Source organism: Vineibacter terrae (assembly GCF_008039615.1).
Lineage (GTDB): Bacteria > Pseudomonadota > Alphaproteobacteria > Reyranellales > Reyranellaceae > Vineibacter > Vineibacter terrae.
In genome coordinates this window covers 24,279-49,379 of record NZ_VDUZ01000008.1, presented here as the reverse complement: position 1 = coordinate 49,379, position 25,101 = coordinate 24,279, and the positions used below count along the sequence as shown (strand labels likewise).

At 67.9% G+C, this 25,101-nt stretch carries 22 protein-coding genes, 1 tRNA gene and 1 pseudogene; 8 read left to right on the top strand and 16 right to left on the bottom strand.

Features of this window, described 5'->3' with window-relative positions; translation table 11 throughout:
- The first annotated feature begins 80 nt into the window (after window positions 1-80).
- A complete protein-coding gene (gene cls, locus FHP25_RS09015; RefSeq protein ID WP_218578282.1) occupies window positions 81-1,514 on the top strand; it encodes a cardiolipin synthase in 1,434 nt (477 codons plus the stop codon).
- 3 nt (window positions 1,515-1,517) lie between these two features.
- Here cls and FHP25_RS09010 read toward each other — a convergent pair whose 3' ends face one another.
- The 3 genes and pseudogenes from FHP25_RS09010 to FHP25_RS42440 all read right to left on the bottom strand — a co-directional run.
- Window positions 1,518-2,903 carry an alginate export family protein gene (locus FHP25_RS09010; RefSeq protein WP_178133398.1) on the bottom strand — a complete coding sequence of 462 codons (1,386 nt, stop codon included), beginning with the start codon at window positions 2,901-2,903 and terminating at the stop codon, window positions 1,518-1,520.
- 98 nt (window positions 2,904-3,001) lie between these two features.
- Window positions 3,002-3,712 carry an isochorismatase family protein gene (locus FHP25_RS09005; protein ID WP_147846593.1) on the bottom strand — a complete coding sequence of 237 codons (711 nt, stop codon included), beginning with the start codon at window positions 3,710-3,712 and terminating at the stop codon, window positions 3,002-3,004.
- 345 nt (window positions 3,713-4,057) lie between these two features.
- Window positions 4,058-4,153 (bottom strand): annotated as a pseudogene (locus FHP25_RS42440) (pirin family protein); the annotation flags it as partial.
- Between the two features lie 145 nt (window positions 4,154-4,298).
- Between FHP25_RS42440 and FHP25_RS08995 the strand changes: the two are divergent.
- Entirely contained in the window at window positions 4,299-5,246 is a 948-nt protein-coding gene (locus FHP25_RS08995; protein ID WP_147846591.1) for a LysR substrate-binding domain-containing protein, read from the top strand.
- A gap of 31 nt (window positions 5,247-5,277) precedes the next feature.
- On the opposite strand, the gene FHP25_RS08990 is transcribed toward FHP25_RS08995, so the two are convergent.
- Window positions 5,278-5,811 carry a hypothetical protein gene (locus FHP25_RS08990; protein ID WP_147846590.1) on the bottom strand — a complete coding sequence of 178 codons (534 nt, stop codon included), beginning with the start codon at window positions 5,809-5,811 and terminating at the stop codon, window positions 5,278-5,280.
- Window positions 5,812-6,083: 272 nt separating this feature from the next.
- Between FHP25_RS08990 and FHP25_RS08985 the strand changes: the two genes are divergently transcribed.
- From FHP25_RS08985 to FHP25_RS08975, 3 genes are all read left to right on the top strand, one after another.
- Complete coding sequence (locus FHP25_RS08985) at window positions 6,084-6,659, top strand: DUF6655 family protein (RefSeq protein WP_147846589.1); 576 nt, start codon at window positions 6,084-6,086, stop codon at window positions 6,657-6,659.
- A 126-nt stretch (window positions 6,660-6,785) separates the two neighbouring features.
- The gene (locus FHP25_RS08980; protein ID WP_147846588.1) at window positions 6,786-7,214 is read left to right on the top strand and encodes a YciI family protein; all 429 of its coding nucleotides are present in this window, start codon (window positions 6,786-6,788) and stop codon (window positions 7,212-7,214) included.
- 330 nt (window positions 7,215-7,544) lie between these two features.
- Window positions 7,545-7,620: transfer RNA gene (locus tag FHP25_RS08975), tRNA-Lys, on the top strand.
- 90 nt (window positions 7,621-7,710) lie between these two features.
- Here the strand turns inward: FHP25_RS08975 and FHP25_RS08970 are convergent.
- Complete coding sequence (locus FHP25_RS08970) at window positions 7,711-8,550, bottom strand: isocitrate lyase/PEP mutase family protein (RefSeq protein ID WP_147846587.1); 840 nt, start codon at window positions 8,548-8,550, stop codon at window positions 7,711-7,713.
- Window positions 8,551-8,662: 112 nt separating this feature from the next.
- Here FHP25_RS08970 and FHP25_RS08965 point away from each other — a divergent pair, with 112 nt between their 5' ends.
- The gene (locus FHP25_RS08965; RefSeq protein ID WP_147846586.1) at window positions 8,663-9,571 is read left to right on the top strand and encodes a LysR family transcriptional regulator; all 909 of its coding nucleotides are present in this window, start codon (window positions 8,663-8,665) and stop codon (window positions 9,569-9,571) included.
- Window positions 9,572-9,830: 259 nt separating this feature from the next.
- Here the strand turns inward: FHP25_RS08965 and rodA are convergent, their stop codons facing one another.
- The 6 genes from rodA to FHP25_RS08935 all read right to left on the bottom strand — a co-directional run bounded on the left by rodA (window position 9,831) and on the right by FHP25_RS08935 (window position 16,849).
- Window positions 9,831-10,958 (bottom strand): rod shape-determining protein RodA, encoded by a 1,128-nt coding sequence (gene rodA, locus FHP25_RS08960; protein WP_147846585.1) that lies wholly within the window; start codon window positions 10,956-10,958, stop codon window positions 9,831-9,833.
- Window positions 10,955-12,928, bottom strand: coding sequence for a penicillin-binding protein 2 (gene mrdA, locus FHP25_RS08955; RefSeq protein ID WP_147846584.1), 1,974 nt, complete (start codon window positions 12,926-12,928; stop codon window positions 10,955-10,957). Before mrdA ends, rodA begins: the two co-directional genes overlap by 4 nt.
- 145 nt (window positions 12,929-13,073) lie before the next feature.
- A complete protein-coding gene (locus tag FHP25_RS08950) occupies window positions 13,074-13,610 on the bottom strand; it encodes a hypothetical protein (RefSeq protein ID WP_147846583.1) in 537 nt (178 codons plus the stop codon).
- Window positions 13,610-14,539 (bottom strand): rod shape-determining protein MreC, encoded by a 930-nt coding sequence (mreC, locus tag FHP25_RS08945; RefSeq protein WP_147846582.1) that lies wholly within the window; start codon window positions 14,537-14,539, stop codon window positions 13,610-13,612. The genes FHP25_RS08950 and mreC overlap by 1 nt, the downstream gene beginning before the upstream one ends.
- Window positions 14,540-14,602: 63 nt before the next feature.
- Window positions 14,603-15,643: a rod shape-determining protein gene (locus tag FHP25_RS08940; protein ID WP_147846581.1), complete on the bottom strand. Its 1,041-nt coding sequence runs from the start codon at window positions 15,641-15,643 to the stop codon at window positions 14,603-14,605.
- A 315-nt stretch (window positions 15,644-15,958) separates the two neighbouring features.
- Window positions 15,959-16,849, bottom strand: coding sequence for a LysR family transcriptional regulator (locus tag FHP25_RS08935; protein ID WP_218578281.1), 891 nt, complete (start codon window positions 16,847-16,849; stop codon window positions 15,959-15,961).
- 88 nt (window positions 16,850-16,937) lie between these two features.
- Between FHP25_RS08935 and FHP25_RS08930 the strand changes: the two genes are divergently transcribed.
- Window positions 16,938-18,029: an aromatic ring-hydroxylating dioxygenase subunit alpha gene (locus FHP25_RS08930; RefSeq protein WP_147846580.1), complete on the top strand. Its 1,092-nt coding sequence runs from the start codon at window positions 16,938-16,940 to the stop codon at window positions 18,027-18,029.
- Between the two features lie 27 nt (window positions 18,030-18,056).
- On the opposite strand, the gene FHP25_RS08925 is transcribed toward FHP25_RS08930, so the two are convergent.
- Window positions 18,057-20,084, bottom strand: coding sequence for an ATP-binding protein (locus FHP25_RS08925; protein ID WP_147846579.1), 2,028 nt, complete (start codon window positions 20,082-20,084; stop codon window positions 18,057-18,059).
- Between the two features lie 384 nt (window positions 20,085-20,468).
- Here FHP25_RS08925 and FHP25_RS08920 point away from each other — a divergent pair, with 384 nt between their 5' ends.
- On the top strand, window positions 20,469-20,684 hold the full coding sequence (locus FHP25_RS08920; protein ID WP_147846578.1) for a hypothetical protein: 216 nt from the start codon (window positions 20,469-20,471) through the stop codon (window positions 20,682-20,684).
- A gap of 199 nt (window positions 20,685-20,883) precedes the next feature.
- Here FHP25_RS08920 and ilvC read toward each other — a convergent pair whose 3' ends face one another.
- The 4 genes from ilvC to FHP25_RS08900 form a co-directional block, all read right to left on the bottom strand.
- Window positions 20,884-21,903, bottom strand: a complete 1,020-nt coding sequence (gene ilvC, locus FHP25_RS08915; RefSeq protein ID WP_147846577.1) for a ketol-acid reductoisomerase — start codon at window positions 21,901-21,903, stop codon at window positions 20,884-20,886.
- Between the two features lie 40 nt (window positions 21,904-21,943).
- Window positions 21,944-22,570, bottom strand: a complete 627-nt coding sequence (locus tag FHP25_RS08910; RefSeq protein WP_147846576.1) for a LysE family transporter — start codon at window positions 22,568-22,570, stop codon at window positions 21,944-21,946.
- A gap of 144 nt (window positions 22,571-22,714) precedes the next feature.
- The gene (ilvN, locus tag FHP25_RS08905) at window positions 22,715-23,221 is read right to left on the bottom strand and encodes an acetolactate synthase small subunit (protein ID WP_147846575.1); all 507 of its coding nucleotides are present in this window, start codon (window positions 23,219-23,221) and stop codon (window positions 22,715-22,717) included.
- An 89-nt stretch (window positions 23,222-23,310) separates the two neighbouring features.
- Window positions 23,311-25,077 carry an acetolactate synthase 3 large subunit gene (locus FHP25_RS08900; RefSeq protein ID WP_147846574.1) on the bottom strand — a complete coding sequence of 589 codons (1,767 nt, stop codon included), beginning with the start codon at window positions 25,075-25,077 and terminating at the stop codon, window positions 23,311-23,313.
- Window positions 25,078-25,101: the final 24 nt, after the last annotated feature.

The following is a 25,101-nucleotide window of genomic DNA, read 5'->3' as shown; positions in this document are numbered from 1 at the left end:
AGACACGCCTGAAGCGCCCGGCGCAATCGATCTTGGAGCCCGTGCGCCGGCTTTGCTAACGTATGGCCGTGACGGAGTTCTTGACGCTGATCGACCCAGGCTCCGGTGGCTTCTGGGCTGTGGTCTACATCATCTCGGCGTGGGCCATCTGCATCGGCGCGCTGATCGTGGTGCCTTTCCGGCGCTCGCCGGAAGCCGCGAAGGGCTGGCTGCTGCTGTTCTTCGTAGCGCCTTGGCCAGCGCTGCTGCTCTACCAGGCGATCGGCCGGCCCACGCATCCGCGCTGGCGGCGCCAGCGGGTGGCGCAGTTCCAGAAGGTCTTCTCCGCCAACGCCAGCCGTGCCACCGGCGCGCTGTCACCCTTTATCGTGCCCGCTCCCGGGCCGGCCGCGGCGCTGGCGCGCGGCATCGGCTGGATGCCGGTGCTGTCCGGCAATGCCGTGGAATTCCTGCCGGACTATGACGGCGCCATCGACCGCCTGGTCGCGGATATCGACGGCGCGCAGCAGCACGTGCATCTGCTGTTCTACATCTTCGCCGACGACACGACCGGCCGGCGCGTGATGGCGGCGCTGGAACGTGCACAGGGGCGCGGCGTGACCTGCCGGGTGCTGATCGACGCCATCGGCTCGCGGCGCTGGGGCCGCGCCGTGATGGCCCGGCTCGCCGCCGCCGGCATCGCCGCCCACCGCATCCTGCCGCTGCGCCTGATCAGCTACGCGACCCGTGCGGACCTGCGCAACCATCGCAAGATCGCGGTCATCGACGGCCGCACCGGCTATGCCGGCTCGCAGAACATCATCGACGCGGCGCTGCCCAACGGCCAGGTGAACCGCGAGCTGCAGGTCCGCGTGCAGGGCCCGATCGTGCGCCAGCTGCAGGTCGTGTTCGCCGCCGACTGGTTCCTGGAGACCGAGGAGCAGCTTGCCGACCCCGGCTTGCCGCAGCCGCCCGAGCCCGCCGGCACGGTCGCGATCCAGACCCTGCCCAGCGGACCGGATCTGGCGCGCGGCAGCGTCAACGACCTGTTCATCGCCCTGATCGCGGGCGCCCGCGAGCGTGTGGTGATCACGACGCCCTATTTCGTGCCCGGCGAGACGCTGCTGCAGGCGATGCGGGCCGCGGTGCTGCGCGGCGTGCAGGTCGACCTGATCGTCTCGCGGCGCTCCGACGCGGTCCTGGTCGGCCTGGCCCAGCGGTCCTACTACGCCGACATGCTGGCCTGCGGCGTGCGTATCCACCTGTTCCAGCCGGCGTTCCTGCATGCCAAGCACATGAGCGTCGACGACGGCACGGTGCTGATCGGATCGAGCAACATGGACATGCGCTCCTTCGAGCTCAACGCCGAGGTCAGCCTGGTGCTCTACGACCGCCACGCCGCCGAACGCCTGCGCGCGATCGAAGGCGGCTACATCGCCGAAGCAACGGCGCTCGACGCCGCGGCATGGGACGCCCGCCCGCTGCCAATCAAGGTCGCCGAGAACGTGGCCCGGCTGATGAGCCCGCTGCTGTGATGCTCAGAAGCGGTACGCCACCGACATCATGGCAAAGTCGATGTCGCCACGGCCGGCCTTGCGCAGCGCCCCGCCGGCGAAGAAGTGCGTGTAGTCGAGGTTGACCTCCAGATGGCGATCGACGCGCCAGCGCAGATGCGTCGTGATCAGGTCGCCGATATAGCGGCTGTTGTTCTGGGCGGTGCCCGGGATCGGCAGCAATGCCGCATTGTAGACGGCGTCGCGCGTGCTCTGCCGCCAGAAGAAATCCCAGCCGACATAGAACGACAGGCGTTGCGCAAGCTGCAGCGTCAGGTTCGGCTGGAAGTCGATGTCGTTCATCGGCGCGCCGACTGCGGCCTCGCTGAAATAAGCGTGGTTGGGAAACAACGGATTCAACGTGCCGAGCCGACGGTCTTGCGGGTTGCCGTCGCCGCTCTCGGCATTGGCCTTCAGGCCAAGACGGGGCTTGAACGGCAGCGTGGCGAAGGTCACGCCGAGATCCGCCGACACACCCCATGCCCGGATGGTCTGCGAGCCGAAGCTGCCGAACTGGAAGGCCGCCTCGACGTTGTAGTCGAACGCGCCGCTGGCGCCCCACAAGCGGGTCCCCAGCGTGTGCCGCCGCTCGTCGGCGATTCCGGCCGCGAACACCGCATTGGCCCGATCCAGGCCGAAATAGTAGACGTCGAGATTCATCCCGGCCGGCAGGCGGGCCACGGCATAGGCGCCCCAGAAGCCCTGCTTCTTGTCCGGCCGGTCGTCGAACGTGCCCGGCAGGAGCTGGACCGGGCGCGTGACGAAGGCGTCGATATCCATGCCGCCGGCACGGTAGAGGGCACGGAAGCCGTCGAAGCTGCGTCGCGCGTTGGGTCCTTCGCGAATCGATACGAAACGCCCGGAGCCGTAGTTCATCTCCTGGCGTCCGACGCGCAGCGTGGCGCGCTCTGTGGGCCCCAGGCCCGTGGAGGCATCGAAGAAGGCCTGCTGGAAGTCGAGCCGGTTCTCGTCGGTCGCCAGCGACCCGCCATCGCGACCGAACTGCGAAAGGACGCCGAACTGCACGAACGAGCGGAAGGCATCGCCGACATGCAGGTCGGCGCTGAGCAGCAGACGGTTCATGAGAACGTCGTCCTTGCCGCGGACCCCCAGGTTCCGGGTATGCTCATAGCGTTCCCGCAGCTCGCCACCCAACGACAGATAAACGTCGCCAGCGCCGTTCAGAGGGATGTGTTTCAGCGGATCCCATGGATCGCCACGCCTGGCCGGATCAGCGAGGTAGCGGTAGTCCTCGTCGTAGCGCAGCGTCTTGGGCAGGAACGGGGTCTCTCCATCGTCCTGCGCGCGCAATGATGGCGACCATAGCGTGAAGGCCGCGGAGACGACGCCGATGATCCACAGCTTTCCCACCGCGTCCACACCTCCAGGCGCAGCGTTGTGCTCGGTCGTCAGCCGACAGGATGGTGTCAGCAGGCGCGGCCGACGCCGCGCCTGCTTGCTCTCGCTTTCTAAGCCGGAGTCTTCGTTCTGGCAGTCTGCAGGCGGTCCAGCTTGGTTTCGTGGCCGACCTTTTGCACGTCCTGTGCTTTGTCGTAGCTCTCCATCAGTGCCCGATAGGGCGGCACGATGTAGTCGACCATCGCGCCCGCGAATTCCAATGCATCGGGGCGGTTCCAGGTGCTCATGACTTCGGCGAGAACGGCGTAGGTGTCGATCGGCATTGCGCCGGCCTGGACGACGCGGGCCAGCGTGATCTCGGTCGCCATCTGGCTCCAGTTGCCGGAAGCATCAACGATCGTGAAGACCTTGTATCCGGCGACGAGGGCGCTCAGCGTCGGGAATGCCATGCAGACGCTTGTAAGCGTGCCGGCAACGAGGAGCGTCTTGCGCCCGGTCTTCTCGATGGCCCTCACCCACTCCGGATTGTCCCAGGCGTTGATCTGGCCGGTTCTCGGGATGTAGACCGCCTCAGGATTGAGCTGGTGAATTTCCGGGATCAACGGGCCGTTTGGACCGTCGGGCACCGAGGCCGTGGTGAAGGTCGGAATCTTGGCGAGATGCGCGACCCTCGCGAGCGCGCAGACATGTCGGCGCAGGACAGGCTGATCGATATCCCTCACAAGCTGGAACAGCCCGCTCTGGTGGTCGATCAGCAGCATGACCGCATCGTCCGGATCGATCATCCACTTGTTCTTCTCAACGGCACTCTTGTCGTACATGACTTGCCTCCGTTGCACGGGCTCGCCTGGTCGGGTCGCGACTAGGCCGCGTCGGCGAGGAGAACACGGCGAGCCCGGCATGTTCCCCCGCACTGTCAGAAGGCCCACCCGGGCGTGCTGGTCCGAGGGCCCCTCGTTTCAATACTCGCTGCTATTCCGGCTAGGCACATGGCCTTGTCGGCTGTGGAACGGGGTGAGCTGGTCCGCTGCCCTCAACGCCACGGGGCAGGCGTGATCCGGCCGCCCTGCGAACGTGGAATCATGCTACCCAGCTGGAAGCTTGCCGAAGTGGCCACTCTTCAGATCGTCGACCGCTCGGCGGATTTCTGCCTCGGTGCTCATGACGATCGGCGTAAAGGTTCGGGCAGGGCCCTTGTGACCAGCAAACTCCCCGGCAATGACGCGCACGCCGCCTGCTGCGTTCGGCAACTCGACGGACGGGTATTGGGATTGCTGCACACACCGATCACGCTTTTCATGATTGCTGCTCCCAACGCTGCACGCGGCGAAAGCTCAATCACCTAAAACCCGTTGCGCTACGGGCACCAGATTGAAAATTCGAACCTTGCGTCCTATGAATAGGACGATGCAGGACCTCAACGACCTCTACTATTTTGTCCAGGTGGTCGAGAATCGAGGGTTTGCGTCCGCCGGACGCGCGCTTGGCATCCAGAAATCGAAGCTCAGCAGGCGGATCAGCCTGCTGGAAGATCGATTGGGCGTCCGGCTGATCCAACGATCGTCACGCGGTTTTTCCGTGACCGAAATTGGTTGGGAGTACTATCGGCAGTGCCTGGCCATGCTTGCCGGTGCCGAAGCCGCGCAAGCGGTGATCGACGCCGTCCGCTCGGAGCCGCAAGGGCTGATCAAGATGACGTGCCCGCCCGGATTGCTGAACTATCATTTCGGGGATCTGATCGCCCTCTTCATGGGCCGCCACCCGCGCGTCCAGGTTCACCTCAAAGCCTTCAATCGCCGCGTCGACATCATCGCCGAAGGTTACGACCTGGCGATCCGTGTCGGTGCCGCGCCGCTGGAGCCAGGCGGCCTCATCGTGCGGAAGCTGGGCGACAATGCCCAATGCCTGGTCGGCAGCCCGACGCTTCTCGGCGGGTCATCCGGCCCCAAGGGACCGAATGACCTGGCAGGCCTGCCGAGCCTGGCTTTCGGCATGCCGCAGGACGCACACAAATGGTGCCTCAAGCATGTCGATGGTCCGACCGCAGTGATCCCGCACGTGCCGCGTCTCGTCAGCGACGACTTGTCGGCGCTGCGCGAGGCTGCGCTTCAGGGAATCGGCGTCGCGCAGCTGCCGGCACTCCTCATCGGACCTGACATCGCGGCCGGCAGGCTCGTCGATATGCTGCCGCAATGGCGACCGCGCCCCGACGCCATCTGGGCGATCTTTCCGTCGCGGCGCGGGCTGCTGCCATCGATCCGGGCCCTGCTGGACTTCATCACCGACGATTGCGAGCGGCATCGGCGCGGGCAGCTCGCCATCGCCGACGAAGCGATGCAAAGGGCCGGCGCCTAGCCACATCCGGCCATCGGCTTGCGGGCGGCACTCACCAGGTGCTGGGATAGTCGTCGAGAGACGGTCTGTGCGGTGGGCCGCCGGCGGAGAAGTCCTTCATGGTGCTCGTGTAGTCTGCCAGCTTCGGCGTCTTCGCCAGGTTGTCCTGCGGTATGCCACCCTTTGTCAGGATCCAGTAGTCAGCGACGATCGAGGCCTGCTGCTCAAGGTTGAAATCGCCGAAATTACTGGTGGGTGTCAAAGCATACGCGTAGGAGGCGCCGTAATTCCCCATCTTTTGTATGCCCAGTCCGATGGCCTCCAGTATCACGTTCTGTCCATGATAGTATTGCCACACATGCGTCATCTCGTGGACGAAGACCCATTGCTTGGCAAGGCCCGCCGTGGAGAAGTCAGGCGTGTAGACCGACACGGAAAAGTACGGTGTCCCCTTCGGGGTGATCGAATTGCCGCTCCCGCCAATGTTGTCCGTGTTCACCTTGCAGACGATCCGGCTGTACGGGAGCATCAGCTTGAAGATCGGGTTCAGCAGGGCCTTTTCACCGGCAGTGAGGTTGTGCACCACGTGCTCCTCCCTCGGCAGCGCGCAAACGGGATGGACCAGGAGCCCGGCTGGCGAAACCGGGCATCGGCACTCGTATTCCAAGCTTGAAATGAGTGAGAACTTACACCATTCTCATGTGAGATGCAACAACCGGATGCCGGATTGACCTGTCCATGGTGCCGTGGCGATGATCGGCCGTGCTCAGCATCTCGCGTCCCTCCTATCACATCCCGGACACATCTCTCGCTGCCGCTCTGCTTGAACCGAAAGCAGCGGCTCCCATGTGGGATGTCATGCGTACGATCCTGCTCATCCTGATCACCGGCATCGCAGGCTGCAGCTCGGTCAAGAGCAGCGCGCCGTCCAAAACCGCGGCCGACCAGATGCTGACATCGACGGCCGCCGACCAGGCAGCCGACATGCTGGCGCACGCCCTGCGTGTGAAGGGGCTGGCGTTCGTCGACACGACATACTTCGACCTGGAGGACGGCAAGTATGCCATCAGCGCCATCCGCTATGCGCTGCTGCGAACGGGCGTGCGCCTGACCGACGATCGCCCGAAGGCGGAGAGCATCGTTGAGATCCGCGTCGGGGCGCTTTCAACCAACGAGAAGGAGTTCTTCGTCGGCGTTCCGAATCCGAGGTCGCTCGACAGCGCCAACCCCGCGCCGATCGTCCTTTACCGCTCCAATACGCGCGAAGCCGTCGCAAAGCTCGCGGCGTTCGTCTACGACGCACGCAGCGGCGCGTTGATCAGCGGCACCGGGCCCGTGCACGGCACGGCCAAGCTTGATCGCCAGGAGGTCGCTCCCGGGATCAGCTGGGAAACCCATCCGCCGTCGCCCGTCAATGAGCGATCGCCGAAGTGACGCCGGACTTCTGCCATTTCGGCCAATCACCTTCTTTCAAGCCGTAAAAAAATTTCCGACGGACTGTCGGTTCCACAGGACTGCCGCGCGTCCTAGGGGCGCTCTGCCCGTCATTGGAGAAGAACGATGCGTGTGATGGTCATGGTGAAGGCAACGAAGGATAGCGAAGCAGGTATCATGCCCTCGACAGAGCTTCTCGAGGCCATGGGCAAGTACAACGAGGAGCTCGTCAACGCCGGCATCATGCTGGCGGGCGAAGGGCTGAAGCCTTCGGCGCAGGGCAAGCGCGTCGCCTTCGACGGTCCGAGCCGCATGGTCGTCGAGGGGCCTTTCGCCGAGACCCGCGAGCTGGTCGCCGGCTTCTGGCTGTGGGAGGTCAAGGACATGGCCGAGGCGGTCGCGTGGGTGAAGCGCTGCCCCAATCCCATGCCCGGCCCGAGTGAGATCGAGATCCGCCCGGTCGTCGAAGCTGCCGACTTCGGCGAAGCCCTCACGCCGGAACTCGCCGATCAGGAAGACCGGCTTCGCGACAAGTTGGCCGGCCGCTCCGGGTGAGGGTGCGTCGCCGGCAGGGCAGGGCATTCGCATATGCCCCTACCGTCATCCCGAGCGTAGCGAGGGATCTCCCGCGAATTGCGCACCGTGCGCCTTGCCGCAGGAGATCCCTCGCTACGCTCGGGATGACGGTAGGGGCATATGCGAATGCCCTGCGCGGCAGGGTGGATCGGCTCAACATCCTTCGCCACGAGCGCAGAATCCCGATTTCCACGCCGGTCGCAGTGATCCCCAGACTCCTGCATGGCCGATTCTCGCCTATAGACAAGGGATAAGCGCATGGCTATAACGCGCGCCGCTTCCGGCTTTCGGGCCGGCGGCGGCCGGAATGGGCGCATAGCTCAGTTGGTAGAGCAGCTGACTCTTAATCAGCGGGTCCTAGGTTCGAGCCCTAGTGCGCCCACCATTCCCGGCGATGGATAAGGCCCCGCAACCACGGGGCTTTTTTCATGCCTGGCCATGACACCCGGGAGAACATGAGCCGAACAGCATCCCGTCACGGCGGGAAGCTCATGTTGATGTCACGAAACGGCATGGCGTCAGCAATAAAATCGAACGACCCGCGCTGCAGCATCTCGCGCGCGCCATCCATCAGGGCGCCGTAGGCGCGCCGCGCCAGCGCGCTGCCCAGGCTGATGCGCACGACACCCAGTGCCGCGAGGTCCGCCACCGTCTTGAACTCGGCGTCGACCAGCCCCATCACCACGTTGACCGGCCGGTCCACCTCGCTGATCAGCGTCCGCAGCTCGTCCCGGGTGCTCAGCCCCGGGGCATAGAGCACGTCGGCACCCGCCTCCTGGAAGGCCTGCAGGCGGCGGATCGTGTCGCGCAAGTCGCGCCGGCCATGAAGATAGTTCTCGGCGCGCGCCACTAGCTGGAACGGGACCGGCTGCGTCCGCACCACCTCGACGGCAGCCCGCATGCGCTCGACCGCCCGCTCGAAGCCGTAGATCGGCTGATCGGGCCTGCCGGAGGCATCCTCGATCGAGCCGCCCGCCAGGCCCGCGGCGATGGCGCGGCGGATGGTCTCGGCGACGTCCTCGGGCGCATCGCCGAAGCCGTGCTCGAGGTCGGCGCTCACCGGCAGGTCGGTGGCACGGTCGATCTCGACCGCGTTGTCAAGGATCGCGTCGCGGCCCGTGGCGCCGTTGCGCACGCCGCGCGCGAAATCGCAGCCGGCGCTGGTCGTCGCCAGGGCCGGGAACCCGGCCGCTTCCAACAGGCGAGCCGAGCCGCGGTCCCACGGGTTGGGAATGATGAAGGTCCTGCCCTGCTGGTGCAGCGCCTTCAGCGCGGCGGCCTTGTTCATAGCGGTCGTGGTCGGCGTGGCGGTCATGGCCGGGCTCCTTGCCTGCGTGGCGTTCGACGGCGCATCGGTAGCGGGTGGAGCCTCATGCGTCGAATTTGTAGTTTTTCTGATACCCATAAGTTTGATGTATACCTTCGGCATGGACGCCGAAGCGCTCAGGACCTTCCTCACGGTCCATCGCCAGCGGGGCTTTTCCAACGCCGCGCGGCGGCTGCATCGCACGCAGCCGGCGATCTCCCGCCGCATCAGCCTGCTGGAGCAGGAGCTGGGCGCGCCGCTGTTCGAGCGCGTCTCGGGCGGCACGATGCTGAGCCAGGCCGGGCGCGTCCTGCTGCCCTATGCCGAACGTGCGCTGGCGGCGCTGCAGGACGCCGAGAACGCGGTGCGGGCGCTCGCGTCCACGGCGTCGGGCCCGGTGACCCTGGCGGCGGTCGGCACGCTGGCGGGCACCCGGCTGACCCGGATCCTCGGGCGCTTCGCGCGCGCCCACCCCGACGTCGATCTCAGCCTGACCACCGCCACCAGCGCCGATGTCAGCGACCTGGTGCGGCGCGGCGAGGCCATCGTCGGGCTGCGCTATTTCCATGACGCGTCGCCTGATATCAGCAGCCAGCCCGTCGCGACCGAGGATCTGGTCGTGACATGCGCCCCGCAGCATGCGCTGGCGGGCCGCACGGTCAAGTCGCTGGCCATGCTGCGCGCCGAGCGCTGGCTGGCCTTTCCCGAAGTGCCGGGCCGCCGCGAGATCGCCGCCTCGCATGTCTTCGCGCTGTTTCTCGCGCACGGCCTGGGCGAGATCCCGTGGACGCCCATCGACAGCCTGACGGCGCAGAAGCGCCTGGTCGAGGCGGGCTTCGGCCTGGCGCTGGTGCCCCGCAGCAGCATCGGCGAGGAGCTCGCCGCACGCACGCTGAGCACGATCAAGGTCGGCGACCTGAAGGCCGGCCAGCCGATCGTGGCGGTGACTCGCAGCGGCGGCTTCCTCAGCCCAGCCTCGAGGCACCTGCTCGACATGCTGAGCCGCGACTACGGCCAGGCGCGCGGCTGAGGCTGGCATGCCCCGTCAGGGGCAGGACGATCGCAGATGAACACACCGGTGCTGTCTCCTCGCCCCGCGGCAGCGGGGAGAGGAAGGGGCCCATGCCGAAGGCATGGGAAGGTGAGGGGTAGGAACGATCAAGCCATGCGGCAGGAACAGGGACTGATCGCTCGTACCCCTCACCCTCCCATCGCTGCGCGACGGCCCCCTCCCTCTCCCCGCTCTCGCGGGGCGAGGGTGAACGGCGGCATCCGCGATCGCCCTGCCGTCAGGGGCGCGGGATCACCAGGTCGCGGTGCACGTTGATGCCCAGCAGCAGGCCGCAGGCGAACAGCACCGTCAGCATGGCGGTGCCGCCGTAGCTCACCAGCGGCAGCGGCACACCCACCACCGGCAGCAGGCCCATCACCATGCCCATGTTGATGAAGACGTAGAGGAAAACCGTGATGCCGATGCCCATGGCCAGCAGCCGGCCGAAATGGCTGCGGGTGCGCACGGCGACGATGTAGGCATAGATGATGATGGCGACATAGAGCGCCAGCAGGATCAGCGCGCCGCGCAGGCCGGTCTCCTCGGTCCACATCGTGAAGATGAAGTCGGTCTGCTTCTCGGGCAGGAAGTTCAGCGTCGACTGCGTGCCCATGCCGAAGCCCTTGCCCAGCATGCCGCCGGACCCGATCGCGATCTTGGACTGCAGGATGTGGTAGCCGGCGCCCAGCGGGTCGAGGTCGGGGTCGAGGAAGATGCGCACGCGGTTGCGCTGGTACTCGTGCATCAGCTTCCAGGCCACCGGCAGGCTGGCGGCGCCCAGGGTGCCGGCCAGCAGGAACTTCCACAGCTTCACGCCGGCCACGAACATCATGGCGGCGCCGGTCGACAGCAGCACCATCGCGGTGCCGAGATCAGGCTGCACCATCACCAGCGCCACCGGCACCAGGATGGCCAGCACCGGCGGCACGACATAGACGATGCGCCCCACCTGCTCGCGCGACAGGCTGTGGAAGTAGCGCGACAGCGCCAGGATGGCGGCGATCTTCATCAGCTCCGAGGGCTGGATCTGCACCGGGCCGATATCGAGCCAGCGTTGCGCCCCCATGGCGCCCTTGCCGATCACGTCGACCGCCACCAGCAGCAGCACCGACACGACATAGGCCGGGTAGGCCAGCCGCATCCACACCCGCAGGTCGACCAGCGCCACCATCAGCATGACGGCGGCGCCGATGGCGAAGCGCGTGGCATGCTTGATCGCCCACGGCTCGGGCTTCATGCCGCCGGCCGAGTACAGCGCCGCCGTGCCGACGCCGGCGACGCCGATCAGCACCAGCACGAGACGCCAGTCCAGGCGGCGGATCTTCTCCGGCAGCGTCAGCTCGCTGCGGTTGGCGGCCAGGCTCATCGTTCGCTCCGGCTGGGCGGCGGCCCGTCGCCGGCCGCCGCCGGCGTCTCGGCCAGCGTGCCGCTGCCCGCCAGCATGGCGCTCTTGAAGCGCTCCGGCCGGCGCGACGGGTCGAGCTTCTGAGTCTGCAGCAGGATATCGCGGGTGATCGGCGCCGCGGTGAGCGAGCCGCCCATGCCGTGCTCGACCACCACGGCGCAGGCATAGCGCGGGCTGTCGACCGGCGCGTAGCCGCAGAACAGCGCATGGTGGCGCAGATGCCAGGGCAGCTCGGTCTGCGACATGCGCCGGCCGCGCTCGCTCTCGGTGATGCGCTTGACCTGGGCCGTGCCGGTCTTGCCCGCCATGGCCATGCCCTTCTCGGTGATGCGCGAGGAGAACGCCGTGCCGCTCTGGCTGTTGACCACCATATCCATGCCCTGCTGCACCGCCTTGAGGTGCTGCGGGTTGAAGCGCAGGCTGGGCGCCGACGGCTTGGCCTGCACCGGCGGCGGCTGCAGCGCGTCGCGGGCGCCGGCGCTGGCGGCCACCAGCCGCGGCCGCACGTCATAGCCACCATTGGCGATGCGCGCCGTCATCACCGCCAGCTGCAGCGGCGTCGACAGCATGTCGCCCTGGCCGATGCCCAGATTGTAGGTGTCGCCCAGGCCCCAGGGCTTGCTCTCGCGCTCCTGCTTCCAGGCGCGCGACGGCTGCAGCCCGCCCGACTCCTCCGGCAGGCCCACGCCGGTGGGCCGCCCGAAGCCGAGCTTGGCCGCGGCCTCGCCGATGCGGTCGACGCCGGCGCGCTTGGCCGCCTCGTAGAAGAAGCAGTCGCAGGATTGCTGCAGCGCCTCCACGACGTTGAGCCAGCCGTGGCCCGCCGGATGGATCCAGCAGTATTTCTTCACGTTGCCCGGCATCTCGATGAAGCCGTTGCACGGCAGGCGGTCCCACAACCCGATGCCCTTGCTGTCCAGCGCCGCCAGCGCCGTCACCATCTTGTAGGTCGAGCCCGGCGGATAGACGCCCTGCGCCGCCTTGTTGAGCAGCGGCTTCTTGGGGTCGTTCAGCAGGTCCTGCCACTCGGTCTGCGTGACGCCACGGGCGAAGGTGTTGTTGTCGAAGCTCGGCACCGATACCATGGACAGGATGTCGCCGGTGACGACGTCCATCACCACGGCCGAGGCGCTCTGCTCCTTGAGACGGTCGGCGACGTATTGCTGCAGCTCCAGGTCGATGGTCAGCAGCAGGTTGGCGCCGGCCTCGCCCTCGACGCGGTCGAGCTCGCGCACCACCCGGCCGACGGCGTTGACCTCGACCTGGATGCCGCCCGGCTTGCCGCGCAGCGCCTCGTCGGCGCCCTTCTCGACACCCTTCTTGCCGATGCGCATGCCCGGCAGCTGCAGCACGGCGTCGTCGCTGTCGCGCAGGTCCTCCGGCGAGACGCGCCCGACATAGCCCACGATGTGGCTCATCAGCTCGGGATAGAAGTAGTCGCGCGTCTGGCCCAGGTCGATCGAGACGCCGGGCAGGTCGGGCGCGTTGAACTCGATCTGCGCCACCTGCTCCCAGGTCAGGTTCTCGCGCACCGTCACCGGCACGAAGCTGCGGTTGCGCCGCATCTGCTCGATAATGCGCTGGCGCTCGCCGTCGCCGATGGTGATCACGCGGTCGAGCCGCTCCAGCACGGTCTCGGCCTGCCGGATGGCATCGGCGGCGCGGCCCTTGTCGGCGGTGATCAGCACGCGGAAATTGTTGCGGTTGGCGGCCAGCGGCTCGCCGGTGCGGTCGAAGATCAGGCCGCGCGAGGGCGTCAGCGGCCGCGTGTTGATGCGGTTGTCGTCGGCCAGCACCTTGTACTTGTCGGACTCGATGGTCTGCAGCCAGTAGAGCCGTGCCCCCAGCATGCCCAGCATGCCGACCTTGAGCCCGCCCAGCAGCAGCGCGCGGCGCGTGAAGAGCGTGTAGCGGTCGGCATCGCGCCTCATGACCGCAGCCCTTCTTCCTTGGACCGCGCGCGTCCTCGCGCGCATCGGCGCAAAGCGCCGACAATCCTTCGCTCTTCGCTTCGCTGCGAGCGCATGCGGGCGTGGACGCCCGCGGTCCGAAAGGCATGCCGCCGTGCCACTACCGTCATGACCGGCTCCCCGGCGCGTTGAGCGGATCGCGGTTGCGGCCGCGCCCCAGCACCCAGCCGAAGATGGGATAGAGGAACAGCGACACGATGTACTGGAAGAACGCCGGCTGCGGGTCGATCCAGCGCCAGGTCAGCAGGGCGGCGACCCACCACGACAGGGTCACCGCCGCAGCCGACAGGATGGCATAGCCCAGCCAGATGAAGGTGAACGAGACCGACACGAGGTATTTCTGGTTGCCCAGGATCACCTGGCGCACCAGCAGGAACTGCAGTGCGGAAATACCCACCGGCGCGCCCGGCCCGCCCTGCAGCAGGTCGAACAGCATGCCCAGCACGAACAGCAGCCAGGCCGGCAGCGCGTCGGCGCGGAACAGGCAGAAATGGTAGACCGCCATCAGCGGCAGCAGCGGCGCCGCCGACATCACGTCGGGCAGCCGGATCGGCGCCAGGGTGAGCAGGATCAGCAGGCTCACCAGCGCGCCGGGCAGCGCGGCGTACAGCGCACGGTCGAGCTGGTGCAGGAACTCGCCCATCAGCGCCCCTTGGACGCGGCTGCCGGCTTGGCGGCGGGAGGCGCGGGCGGCGGCGCCGGCGGGCCGAACACCTCCGGCGGCGGCGCCGGGCCGGTGACCAGGCCGGTGATGCCGTAGTCGATCACCCGCACGAACTCCAGGCGCGTCACCTCGCCCAGCGGCCGCACGCGGATGCCGTCGGTGGTCGAGGCCACCACGCCCACCGGGATGCCGACCGGGAAGCTGCCGCCATGGCCGGAGGTGATGATGCGGTCGCCGACCTGGATGCCGACCACCGACTGGGTCATCACCAGCTTGGCCAGCGGCGAGTTGTCGCCCGTCAGGATCGCCCGCTCGCGGGTGCGCTCGACCAGGACCGGGAGGCGGAAGCTGAGGTCCGACAGCAGCAGCACGCGCGACCAGCTGTCGCCGACCTCGGTGATGCGGCCGATCAGCCCCTCGCCGGTGACCACCGCCTGGCCGCTGGCGACGCCGGCACGGCGGCCGACATTGAGCAGCATGCTGCGCACGAAGGCGCTGCCGGAATCGCCCACCACGCGGGCGGTGATGAAGGTCGCCTGCGGCCCTTCCTTGAAGTTCAGCAGGCCGCGCAGCTCACCGTTCTCGACCTCGAGCCGGCGCGCCACGCTCTGCCATGCCAGCAGCCGCGCATTCTCCTCGCGCAGCCGCGCGTTCTCGGCCCGCAGGTCGGCCAGGTCCTCGACCGTGGCGATGAAATCGTTGACCGTGGCCACCGGCCGCGACATCGCCTCCAGCAGCGGCGACACCAGGTCGAGCGCGGCGGCGCGCACGCGCTCGAGCAGAACGGTGTCGGCCTTGCCGATCAGCATGGTGCCGGCGGCAGCCGCCACCAGCAGCGCCAGGGAGAAGCGCTGCACCAGCTGCCGTACGGACGCGGCCGTCTGCGCGACGGCATTGCGCAAAGCCATGGGGCTCCCCCAACGTGCCGTACCATCCTACGCCGGCAACGGCCGCGATGCGACCGTCACCGATCAATACATGCTGGATAGTACCCCACGCAGGCGCGTGATGTTTTCAACAGCGTGGCCGGTGCCCAGCGCCACGCACAGCAGCGGGTCCTCGGCGACCGACACCGGCAGGCCTGTCGCCTGCCGCAGCACCTTGTCGAGGTTGGTCAGCAGCGCGCCGCCACCGGTCAGCACGATGCCCTTGTCGACGATATCGGCCGCCAGCTCGGGCGCGGTGTGCTCCAGCGCCACCTTGACCGCCTCGACGATGGCGCTCACCGGCTCGGCCAGGCTCTCGGCGATCTGCCGCTCGCTGATCACCAGCTCCTTGGGCACGCCGTTCATCAGGTCGCGGCCCTTGATCTCCAGGGTCCGGCCCTCGCCGTCCTCCGGCACCATGGCCGAGCCGATCTCCTTCTTGATGCGCTCGGACGATGATTCACCCACCAGGAGATTATGGTTGCGGCGGATATAGGCGATGATCGCCTCGTCCATCTTGTCGCCGCCGACGCGCACCGAGCGCGGGTAGACGATGCCGCCCAGCGACAGGACGGCGACCTCGGTCGTGCCGCCGCCGATATCGACCACCATCGAGCCGGTCGGCTCGGTCACTGGCAGCCCGGCGCCGATCGCGGCGGCCATCGGCTCCTCGATCAGCCACACCTTGCGGGCACCGGCATTCTCCGCCGACTCCTGGATGGCGCGGCGCTCGACCGCGGTCGAGCCCGAGGGCACGCAGACCACGATCTGCGGATGAGCGAAGGACCGCCGGTTGTGCACCTTGCCGATGAAGTGCTTGATCATCTCCTCGGCGACCTCGAAGTCGGCGATGACGCCGTCGCGCAGCGGCCGGATGGCCTGGATGTTGCCCGGCGTGCGGCCCAGCATCATCTTGGCTTCCTCGCCCACCGCCAGGACCTGCTTCTTGCCGGCCACGGTCGTGAGCGCCACCACCGACGGCTCGTTCAGCACGACTCCGCGGCCCTTGACGTAGACCAGCGTGTTGGCTGTCCCGAGGTCGATTCCCATATCGGCTGAAAACAGCCCCATCAGTCGCGAAAGCATGAGTGGCGCGATTCCTCAGGACGGCGGCAGCAAAGCGAAGGGGCCCTCGCGAGTTTTCCGATGGGCCCGTGGCGAGCGCGGCCGTCATAGACCGGCAGCCGAACGGCGGCAAGCGTTGACAGGCGCATCGTTTCGCCACCATGCGGGCCCGGTTTGTTCTTCTCGACCGCGACGACGCGATGGCGGCGCGGCACAAACAGGGTTGAAGCGGCCTCGCCGGCGTCCCGGCGCGGCAGCGCGATGACGCGCGGCGCACCTCGCGACAATACGACGCCACCGCGTCGATCACCCGGCCGCGTGCGCCGGCGGCGTGCCTCACGGCCGCGCCGTCGCGGCGAGCGTGTCGAGGAAGACCCGGACCTTGGCCGGCATCAGATGACGTCCCGGCAGCACCGCGTAGATGCGCAGCGGGTCGCAGGTGAAGCCGGGCAGCAGCGCCTGCAGCAGCCCGTCGCGCAGCGCCTCGCGGCAGTAGGATGCCGTCACCCGCAGCAGCCCCAGGCCGGCGATGGCGGCATGCCGGCGCACCTCGGCGTTGGAGCTGCGCATGCGCGGCGCGACGCGCACGCGCTCGACCGCGCCGTCGGCGGCCGTGAACGCCCAGTCGGCCTCGTTCGGCCCGGCGAGGAACGGCAGGTCGGCGAGATCCTGCGGCCGGGTCACGGGCGGATGACGGGCCAGCAGGCCGGGCGCGGCGAACACGCCGCGGTCCAGGGCGAAGATGCGGCGCGCGACCAGGCTCGAATCGGGCAGCGCGTCATCGATGGCGGTGAACACGATGTCGAAATGCCGGTCGAACGGATCGATCCGGGCATGCTCGACGTCGATGTCGATCTCCAGGCCCGGATAGCGATCCAGCATGTCGCAGGCCACGGCCGCGAGGTGATGCGCGCCGAACTCGTAGGGCGCGGCGATGCGCAGCGTGCCGTGCACCGCGTCGCCCAGCGCCATCGCCTCGATGCGCGCCTCGCGCAGGCGCCGGAACATGGGCGCGACGTTGCGGTAGAGCGCCTCGCCCGCCTCGGTGAGCCGCAGCCGCCGCGTCGTGCGCTCCAGCAGGCGCGTCTTCAGCTCCTCCTCCAGCCGGGCCACCGCGGCGCTGACGCTCGACTTGGGCCACGCCATGGCCTGCGCCGCGGCGCTGAAGCCGCCGTGCTCGATCACGCGGCAGAAGGCGTCGAAGTCGTCCCAGCTCATTGTCTTCATGGCTGAACAGTGTTTCCACCCAGGACCGATTTATGCCGACGGCTACGCTGCCTACGCTCGGCCATCAACAACGTGCAGGGAGGCCGACATGCCCGCGGGACACGCCAACGCCACGTTCCTGAGGAACTGCTGGTACGTTGCCGCCTGGGACTATGAGCTGATCGACGGCAAGCTGCTGGCGCGGACAATTCTCGATGAGCCGGTGCTGCTCTACAAGGGCGAGAGCGGCCGCGTGGTGGCGCTGGAGAACCGCTGCTGCCATCGCGGCGCGCCGCTGTCGATGGGCCGCATCGAAGGCGACGACGTGCGCTGCATGTACCACGGCCTGAAATACAACGCCGCCGGTCGCTGCATTCAGATCCCCGGCCAGCAGGCGATCCCGCCGAAGCTGGGCGTGCGCAGCTATCCCGTGGTCGAGCGCGACCGGCTGGTCTGGATCTGGATGGGCGACGCGGCGGCCGCCGATCCGGCCGCGATCGTCGACTTCCCCTATCTGCGCGACCCGGCCTGGCGCGGCGTGCCCGACTATCTCCACTACGACGCCAACTACCTGCTGATCGTCGACAACCTCAGCGATTTTGCCCATCTCGCCTTCGTGCACGCCAAGACGCTGGGCGGGTCGGAGGAGTACGCCTACGACACCAGGCCGGCCGCGATCGAGCGGCTGGAGCGCGGCTTTCGCGTCACGCGCTGGCACATGAACGCGCCACCGCCGCCGTTCCACCGCCGGGTCGTGCGCAACGACAACCGGGTCGACCGCTGGAATGTCGGCCATATGCAGGTCCCGGGCATCTTCTTCCTCGAATCGGGCTTCGCGCCGCAGGGCGCCGGCGCCGAGAAGGGCAACCTGGAAGGAGCCAAGCAGTACCGCAACTGCCAGTTCCTGACGCCGGAGACCGCCGGCACGACGCACTTCTTCTGGAACTACCTGCACAATTTCGAGATCGACAACCCGACGATCGCGCTGTCGCTGCGCAACAGCCTGGTCGAGGGTTTCCTCGAGGACAAGGCGATCATCGAGGCGCAGCAGAAGGTGCTCGACGCCGACCCGTCCTTCCGCCTGATGGCGATCGCCGCCGACGCGCCGCTGTCGCATTTCCGCTGGACGCTCACCAAGCTGATCGCCGCCGAGCAGAAGGCGGCGGCCTTGCCCGCAGCAGCCAATACGGCCGCGTCATAAGCGGGCGCCATGCCCGAGCGCCCGCTTCTATCCCGGCGCGTCCAGCAGCTCGCGGATGCGCGCCGCGAGCTCGCCGCGGCGGTAGGGCTTGCGCAGCAGCCGCTTCCCGTCGTCCTGGCCATGCGGCGGCTCGAGCGCGTCCTGCGAATAGCCCGAGGCGAACAGGACCCGCAGGCCGGGCCGGATGCGCAGGGCCTGCTCGGAAAGCTGCAGCCCGGTGAGCCCGCCCGGCATCACCATGTCGCTCAGCATGAGGTCGATGCGCGCCGGCCCCATCAGGATGTCCAGCGCCTCGATGCCGTTGCCCGCGACCAGGACGTGATAGCCCAGGCCGCGCAGATGGGCCTCGACGATGGCGCGCACCCGGGCGTCATCCTCGACGACCAGGATCGATTCGTGGCCGCCCGGGCCCCGCGTCCCGCGCTCGCCTGGATCGGGCGCCTGGGGCTTCTCGTGCGCCGCGCGCGGCAGATGCAGCAATACCCGCGTGCCGGCGCCCGGAACGCTCTCAATGCGCACATGGCCGCCCGACTGGCGCGCGAAGCCGTACACCATGCTCAGGCCCAGGCCGCTGCCCTTGCCCGGCTCCTTGGTCGTGAAGAACGGGTCAAACGCCCGGCCGAGCACATCGGCCGTCATGCCGGTGCCGGTATCGGCCACCGTGACCAGGACGTAGTCGCCGGGCGCGGCGTCCGGCTGGCCGGCGGCGCTGTCGATCGAGACGTTGCGCGTCGACACCGTGATCGTGCCGCCGTCGGGCATGGCATCGCGCGCGTTCACGACCAGGTTGAGCACGGCCGTCTCGAGCTGCGCCGGATCGATCAGGGCCGGCCACAGGTCGGCGCCGGGCGCGAAGGCGGTCACGATGTGCTCGCCGATCGACCGCGCCAGCAGGGCATGCATCTTGTGCAGCAGCGCGTTCACGTCGACCTGGTGCGGCGCCAGCGCCTGGCGCCGGGCGAACGACAGCAGCTGGCTGGTGAGGTCGGCACCGCGCTCGGCGGCGCGCGCCACCACCGCCAGCAGCTCGGCGCCGGCCGAGTCGGGCGGCTGGCTCTCCTGCAGCAGCTCGACATTGCCCAGGATCACGGTCAGCAGGTTGTTGAAATCGTGCGCGATGCCGCCGGTGAGGTGGCCGATGGCCTCGAGCTTCTGCGACTGGCGCAGCTTGGCCTCGGCCTCGGCAAGCTGCGCCTGGGCGCGCTGCTGGTCGGTGATGTCGCGCACCACCGTCAGCCATGCCGGCCGGCCGCCGAACACGATCGCCGAGGCGCGGATGTCGGCCGGGAACGTCGCGCCCGACCGCCGCCGATGCGTCGCGACGCGCACGAACGACACGCCCGGGCCATGCGCCGGCAGCGGCGGGCGGGCGGCGGCATCCGGCGGCGGCACCCGGATATTGTCCACCGACAGGCCGACGAAAGCCTCGCGCGTGTAGCCGTAGAGCCGCAGTGCCGCCTCGTTGGCGGCCAGCACGCGGAAGCTGCGGACGGCGCAGACCACCATCGGATTGGGGTTCTGGTCGAACAGATAGCGGAACGATGCCTCGCGCTCGCGCAGCTGCGCCTCGGTCTGGACATGGGCGGTCACGTCGGCCGCCTGGCGCTGCCGCTCGAGCTCGGCGCCCGCCAGCCGGGCCAGGGCCTGCAAGGCGCCGGCCTGCGGTTCGCTGACCCCGAGGCGCGGCGTGCGGTCCATCACGCAGACGGCGCCCAGCGCGCGTCCGTCCGGCGACAGGATCGGCGCGGTCACGTGGAAGCGCACGCCCCAGGGCAGGACCGGGCGATCGTCCACACCGGCATCCCAGACGACGGTCGCGTCCCGGACGGCGGTCTCGACCAGCACTTCGGCACAACCAGCCTCGTCTGCCGCCAGCCCGCAAACCCCCACTACCTGCAGGCGCGGCGGCGCGGCGATCGCAACGAGGCTCATCGGCGCCGCGAAGAGGCGCGCCGCCAGCATGGCAATGTCGCCGTGCACCGACCCGGATGTCGCGGCGGCCCCGGGCGGCCGCGGCAATGCCGGCCGGGCGGGTTCGGCCTCGGGTTCGGTCACGAATGTCGGGCGCACTGTGGCAGTCTCTGGCGACAGCACTGTCGCGGTATCCAGCTACACCCGCACGCTACATGATATGGCGGCGAAATGCTCCAGAATGGACATGCCGGCTGCGGACACGCCCTCGGTTTTTCTAATAACTACTCTCAATAAAATCTACTAATTTATTGTTTTTACTTCAATCTCCCCCAGGAAGAGAAGCCCAACGCCTTCTGACGTCCGATACGAGACAGGTTCAACAAGCCCCTGAGTTCACGGACAAAATAAAAAACACATGGTACGGTCGCCGCAGCGACGCACAAAGACCTCCCGCCGTCCCTTCGGGGACGCGGCGCAGCATCTTCCTATTACCGTGCGCCGCGTTCGATGGTCGGGTTGGGTGCGATGGTGCAAAAATATTGGTTGTTGGCGGCAGCGATGCCGCTGGCCGGCTGCGTCACCGAGAGCCGGCAGGAGACCGTGATGTTGTCGATGCCGCCGGTCGCGTCGGCCGCCAGCGCAGCGAACGACGGCGACGATCCCATGGGCCTGGCGGCGGCCATCGCCCTGGTGCGGCAACAGCCCTGGTGCTACCGCCGCGCCGGCACACGCGGGCCGTAGAGGACCGCGGACGCAACGCCGCCTGCCGCACCTTCTGTCATCCCGAGCGCAGCGAGGGATCTCCTGCGAAAAACGCACCGTGCGCCACTCGCGGGAGATCCCTCGCTGCGCTCGGGATGACAGTGAAGATGTGCGAATCCGCTAGCCTAGGCCGGCAAGCATGGGGCCGGCACGCCGGCCCCATGCCAAGGCGAGCCGCTCAGTTCCGGGTCTTGTCGACCAGCGCCTTCTCCTTGATCCAGGGCATCATGGCGCGCAGCTTGGCGCCGATCTCCTCGATCGGGTGCTCCGACATGCGCTTGCGCATGGCCTTGAACGAGGCCTGATTGACCCGGTTCTCCAGCATCCAGTCGCGCGCGAAGCGGCCGGACTGGATGTCGTCCAGCACCCGCTTCATCTCGGCCTTGGTCTCGGCCGTCACGATGCGCGGGCCGCTGCGGTACTCGCCGTACTCGGCCGTGTTGGAGATCGAGTAGTTCATGTTGGCGATGCCGCCCTCGTAGATGAGGTCGACGATCAGCTTCACCTCGTGCAGGCACTCGAAGTAGGCCATCTCCGGCGCGTAGCCGGCCTCGACCAGCGTCTCGTAGCCGGCCTTGATCAGCTCGACCAGGCCACCGCACAGCACCACCTGCTCGCCGAACAGGTCGGTCTCGCACTCTTCCTTGAACGTGGTCTCGATGGTGCCGGCGCGGCCGCCGCCGATCGCCGACGAGTAGCTCAGCCCGATCTCGAGCGCATTGCCCGAGGCGTTCTGCGCCACCGCCACCAGGCAGGGCACGCCGCCGCCGCGCACATACTCCGAGCGCACGGTGTGGCCCGGGCCCTTGGGCGCGATCATGAACACGTCGAGGTCCGGGCGCGGCGTGATCAGGTTGAAGTGCACGTTCAGCCCGTGCGCGAAGACCAGAGCGGCGCCCTCCTTCATGTTGGGCGCCAGGTCGGCGTTGTAGATGTCCGACTGCAGCTCGTCGGGCGTCAGCACCATCACGATGTCGGCCCACTTGGCGCCGTCGGCCGGCGACATCACCGTGAAGCCGGCGCCCTCGGCCTTCTTGACCGTGGCCGAGCCCGGCTTGAGCGCGATGCGCACGTCCTTCACACCGCTGTCGCGCAGGTTCATGGCATGGGCATGGCCCTGGCTGCCGTAGCCGACGACCAGGACCTTCTTGCCCTTGATCAGGTTCACATCGGCGTCGCGATCGTAATAGACACGCATCACAGTCTCTCCACTACCGGTCAGTTCATTGCGGCGGCGCTCACCGGTCGAGCGCCAGCCGAAGCCCCAGGGCCGTGAGCACGCCGCCCGTCAGCCGTTCGATCCACACCCGCGCCCGGCGATAGGCCGCGCGCACGGTGTTTCCCGAAAACAACAACGCCACCAGCGTGAACCAGCCACACTCGTTGACGAACACAATGGCCAGAACGGCGGCCACCATCCAGGCCGGCGCAGCGGCCGGCAGCAAGGTCAGAAACACGCTGCCGAAGAACACGGCGACCTTGGGATTCGACAGCTGGACCATCAGCGCCTCGCGAAAGACGCGCGCCAGCGATGGCGTCCCCGATGTCGCTGCGACCGCGGCCACCGCATCGCCCTTGCCGGCATGCCGGACAAGCTGGATGCCCAGATACACCAGATAAAGGCCGCCGGCGATCCGCAAGGTCAGGTACAGCCATTCGAACCGCACCAGCAGGGCCTGCAGCCCGAACAACGCCGCTGTCGCCCACACCAGCGCCCCGATGCCCACCGCCAGCGCCGCGACCAGGGCGGCGGCGCGCGACCCGGTCGCAGCCGTGCGCGCCACCACCAGGAAGGTCGGCCCGGGACTGGCCACCGCCAGCAGGTGGACCAGCGCGAAGCCGATCAACGGATAGAGGATTTCCATGGCGACCTCAGTCCCTCCCCCCAGCGCAGCTGGGGGAGGTGGCCGAAGGCTGGAGGGGGAGCCGACGAGATCCCAGTTACAAAAACCACGTCGGCTCCCCTCCGCCCCTTCGGGGCACCTCCCCAGCAGAGCTGGGGAGGAAGATCATATCCCTTCCGGGCCACGGCGCATGGCGGCGACGCCGGTGCGGCAGACCTCGACCAGGCCCAGCGACTCCATCAGGCCGACGAAGGAGTCGAGCTTGGACGGCGCCCCCGTCAGCTCGAACACCGCCGACTCGTTGGTCATGTCGACGACATGGGCGCGGAAGACGTCGGCGATGCGCAGCGCCTCGACCCGCTTCTCGCCCGCCGAGCGCACCTTGACCAGGGCCAGCTCGCGCTCGACCGACGGTCCCTCCAGCGTCAGGTCCGACACCTTGTGGATCGGCACCAGGCGGTCGAGCTGCGCCTTGATCTGCTCGATCACCATGGGCGTGCCCGACGTCACGATGGTGATGCGCGACAAGTGCTTGCGCACATCGGTCTCGGAGACCGTCAGGCTTTCGATGTTGTAGCCGCGGCCCGAGAACAGGCCGATGACGCGGGCCAGCACGCCGGGCTCGTTGTCCACGAGCACGGCGATGGTGTGGCGTTCTTGATTCGGACTCACCTTGGCTCACTCCCCCGACGCCGGGCCCTGGCACGGGCCGCGCGGCGCGGCTGACAGATGGATGACCGGGATGAAAGGAAGGCAGGTGCTCAGACGAGCACCATGCCCTCTTCCGAGATCGGCTTCTCCGCCTTGTCGGCGGGGCCCAGCAGCATCTCGTTGTGCGCCGCGCCCGAGGGGATCATCGGGAAGCAGTTCTCCGCCTTGTCGACCGCGACATCGACGATGACCGGCCTATCGATGGCCATCATCTCCTTGATGGCGCCATCGACCTCGTCCGGCTTGGTGATGCGCATGCCGACCGCCTGGAAGGCGTCAGCGAGCTTCACGAAATCGGGCAGGGCCGCGGTATAGCTCTCCGAGTAGCGGCCGCCATGCAGCAGCTCCTGCCACTGGCGCACCATGCCCATGTACTCGTTGTTGAGGATGAACACCTTCACCGGCAGGCGGTACTGCGCCGCCGTCGACAGCTCCTGGATGTTCATCAGGATCGAGGCTTCGCCGGCGACGTCGATCACCAGCCGGCCGGGATGCGCGATCTGCGCCCCGATCGCGGCCGGCAGGCCGTAGCCCATGGTGCCCAGGCCGCCCGAGGTCAGCCACTGGTTGGGCTTCTCGAACTTCAGGAACTGGGCCGCCCACATCTGGTGCTGGCCGACCTCGGTGGTGATGATCGGCTCCTTGTCCTTGGTGAGCGCGTACAGCCGCTGCAGGGCGTATTGCGGCTTGATCAGCTCCTTGGAGTTCTCGTAGCGCAGGCAGTCCTTGCCGCGCCACTCCTCGATCTGCGCCCACCAGGCCTTCAGCGCTTTCTGATCGAGCTTGGGCTGCCGCGCCTTCCAGACCTTGATCATGTCCTCCAGCACATGGCCGCAGTCGCCGATGATCGGCAGGTCGACGCGCACGTTCTTGTTGACCGACGAGGGGTCGATGTCGACATGGATCTTCTTGCTGCCGGGCGAGAAGGCGTTGAGCCGGCCCGTCACGCGGTCGTCGAACCGCGCGCCGATGTTGATCATCACATCGCAGCCGTGCATCGCGAGGTTGGCCTCGTACATGCCGTGCATGCCCAGCATGCCCAGGAACTGCGGATCGGAGGCGGGATAGGCGCCCAGCCCCATCAGCGTGCTGGTGATGGGAAAGCCGGTCAGCCGCACCAGCTGCTGCAGCAGCTTGGCGGCGTTGGGCCCGGAGTTGATCACGCCGCCGCCGGCGTAGAACATCGGCCGCTTGGCCTTGGCCATCAGGTCGACGGCCTGCTCGATCTTGCGGATGTCGCCCTTGACCTGCGGCCGGTAGCTCTTGTGCTGGATGGTCTTCTTGGGCGGCTCGTAGTCGTGCTGCGCCATCAGCACGTCCTTGGGCAGGTCGATCACCACCGGGCCGGGCCGGCCCGACCTCGCGACATAGAATGCCTCGCCCATGACCCGCTGCAGGTCGGCGGCGTTCTTCACCAGATAGTTATGCTTCGTGCAGGGCCGCGTGATGCCGGTGGTGTCGGCCTCCTGGAACGCGTCGTTGCCGATCAGGTGCGTGGGCACCTGGCCGGTGAGGCAGACGATGGGGATCGAATCCATCAGCGCGTCGGTCAGGCCGGTCACGGCATTGGTCGCGCCCGGGCCGGACGTCACCAGCACCACCCCCACTTTGCCGGTCGAGCGGGCATAGCCCTCGGCCGCGTGCACCGCCGCCTGCTCATGGCGCACCAGGATGTGGCGAAGCCGGTTCTGCTTGAAGAGCGAATCGTAAATGGGAAGGACGGCGCCGCCGGGATAGCCGAAGACGACTTCGACGTCCTGGTCGATCAGGCTTCTGATCACCAAGTCGGCGCCGGTCGTCTTGCTCTCCGCAGTCATAGCTCCCTCCAAAAGACAAATGTG

Bases quoted from the DNA above. Each gene is read 5' to 3' on its own strand.
- FHP25_RS09005 (WP_147846593.1), bottom strand. From the start codon at position 3,712: ATGTACGACAAGAGTGCCGTTGAGAAGAACAAGTGGATGATCGATCCG.
- FHP25_RS08995 (WP_147846591.1), top strand. From the start codon at position 4,299: ATGCAGGACCTCAACGACCTCTACTATTTTGTCCAGGTGGTCGAGAAT.
- FHP25_RS08985 (WP_147846589.1), top strand. From the start codon at position 6,084: ATGCGTACGATCCTGCTCATCCTGATCACCGGCATCGCAGGCTGCAGC.
- FHP25_RS08980 (WP_147846588.1), top strand. From the start codon at position 6,786: ATGCGTGTGATGGTCATGGTGAAGGCAACGAAGGATAGCGAAGCAGGT.
- FHP25_RS08970 (WP_147846587.1), bottom strand. From the start codon at position 8,550: ATGACCGCCACGCCGACCACGACCGCTATGAACAAGGCCGCCGCGCTG.
- FHP25_RS08965 (WP_147846586.1), top strand. From the start codon at position 8,663: ATGGACGCCGAAGCGCTCAGGACCTTCCTCACGGTCCATCGCCAGCGG.
- rodA (WP_147846585.1), bottom strand. From the start codon at position 10,958: ATGAGCCTGGCCGCCAACCGCAGCGAGCTGACGCTGCCGGAGAAGATC.
- mrdA (WP_147846584.1), bottom strand. From the start codon at position 12,928: ATGAGGCGCGATGCCGACCGCTACACGCTCTTCACGCGCCGCGCGCTG.
- FHP25_RS08950 (WP_147846583.1), bottom strand. From the start codon at position 13,610: ATGGGCGAGTTCCTGCACCAGCTCGACCGTGCGCTGTACGCCGCGCTG.
- mreC (WP_147846582.1), bottom strand. From the start codon at position 14,539: ATGGCTTTGCGCAATGCCGTCGCGCAGACGGCCGCGTCCGTACGGCAG.
- FHP25_RS08940 (WP_147846581.1), bottom strand. From the start codon at position 15,643: ATGCTTTCGCGACTGATGGGGCTGTTTTCAGCCGATATGGGAATCGAC.
- FHP25_RS08935 (WP_218578281.1), bottom strand. From the start codon at position 16,849: ATGAAGACAATGAGCTGGGACGACTTCGACGCCTTCTGCCGCGTGATC.
- FHP25_RS08930 (WP_147846580.1), top strand. From the start codon at position 16,938: ATGCCCGCGGGACACGCCAACGCCACGTTCCTGAGGAACTGCTGGTAC.
- FHP25_RS08920 (WP_147846578.1), top strand. From the start codon at position 20,469: ATGGTGCAAAAATATTGGTTGTTGGCGGCAGCGATGCCGCTGGCCGGC.
- ilvC (WP_147846577.1), bottom strand. From the start codon at position 21,903: ATGCGTGTCTATTACGATCGCGACGCCGATGTGAACCTGATCAAGGGC.
- FHP25_RS08910 (WP_147846576.1), bottom strand. From the start codon at position 22,570: ATGGAAATCCTCTATCCGTTGATCGGCTTCGCGCTGGTCCACCTGCTG.
- FHP25_RS08900 (WP_147846574.1), bottom strand. From the start codon at position 25,077: ATGACTGCGGAGAGCAAGACGACCGGCGCCGACTTGGTGATCAGAAGC.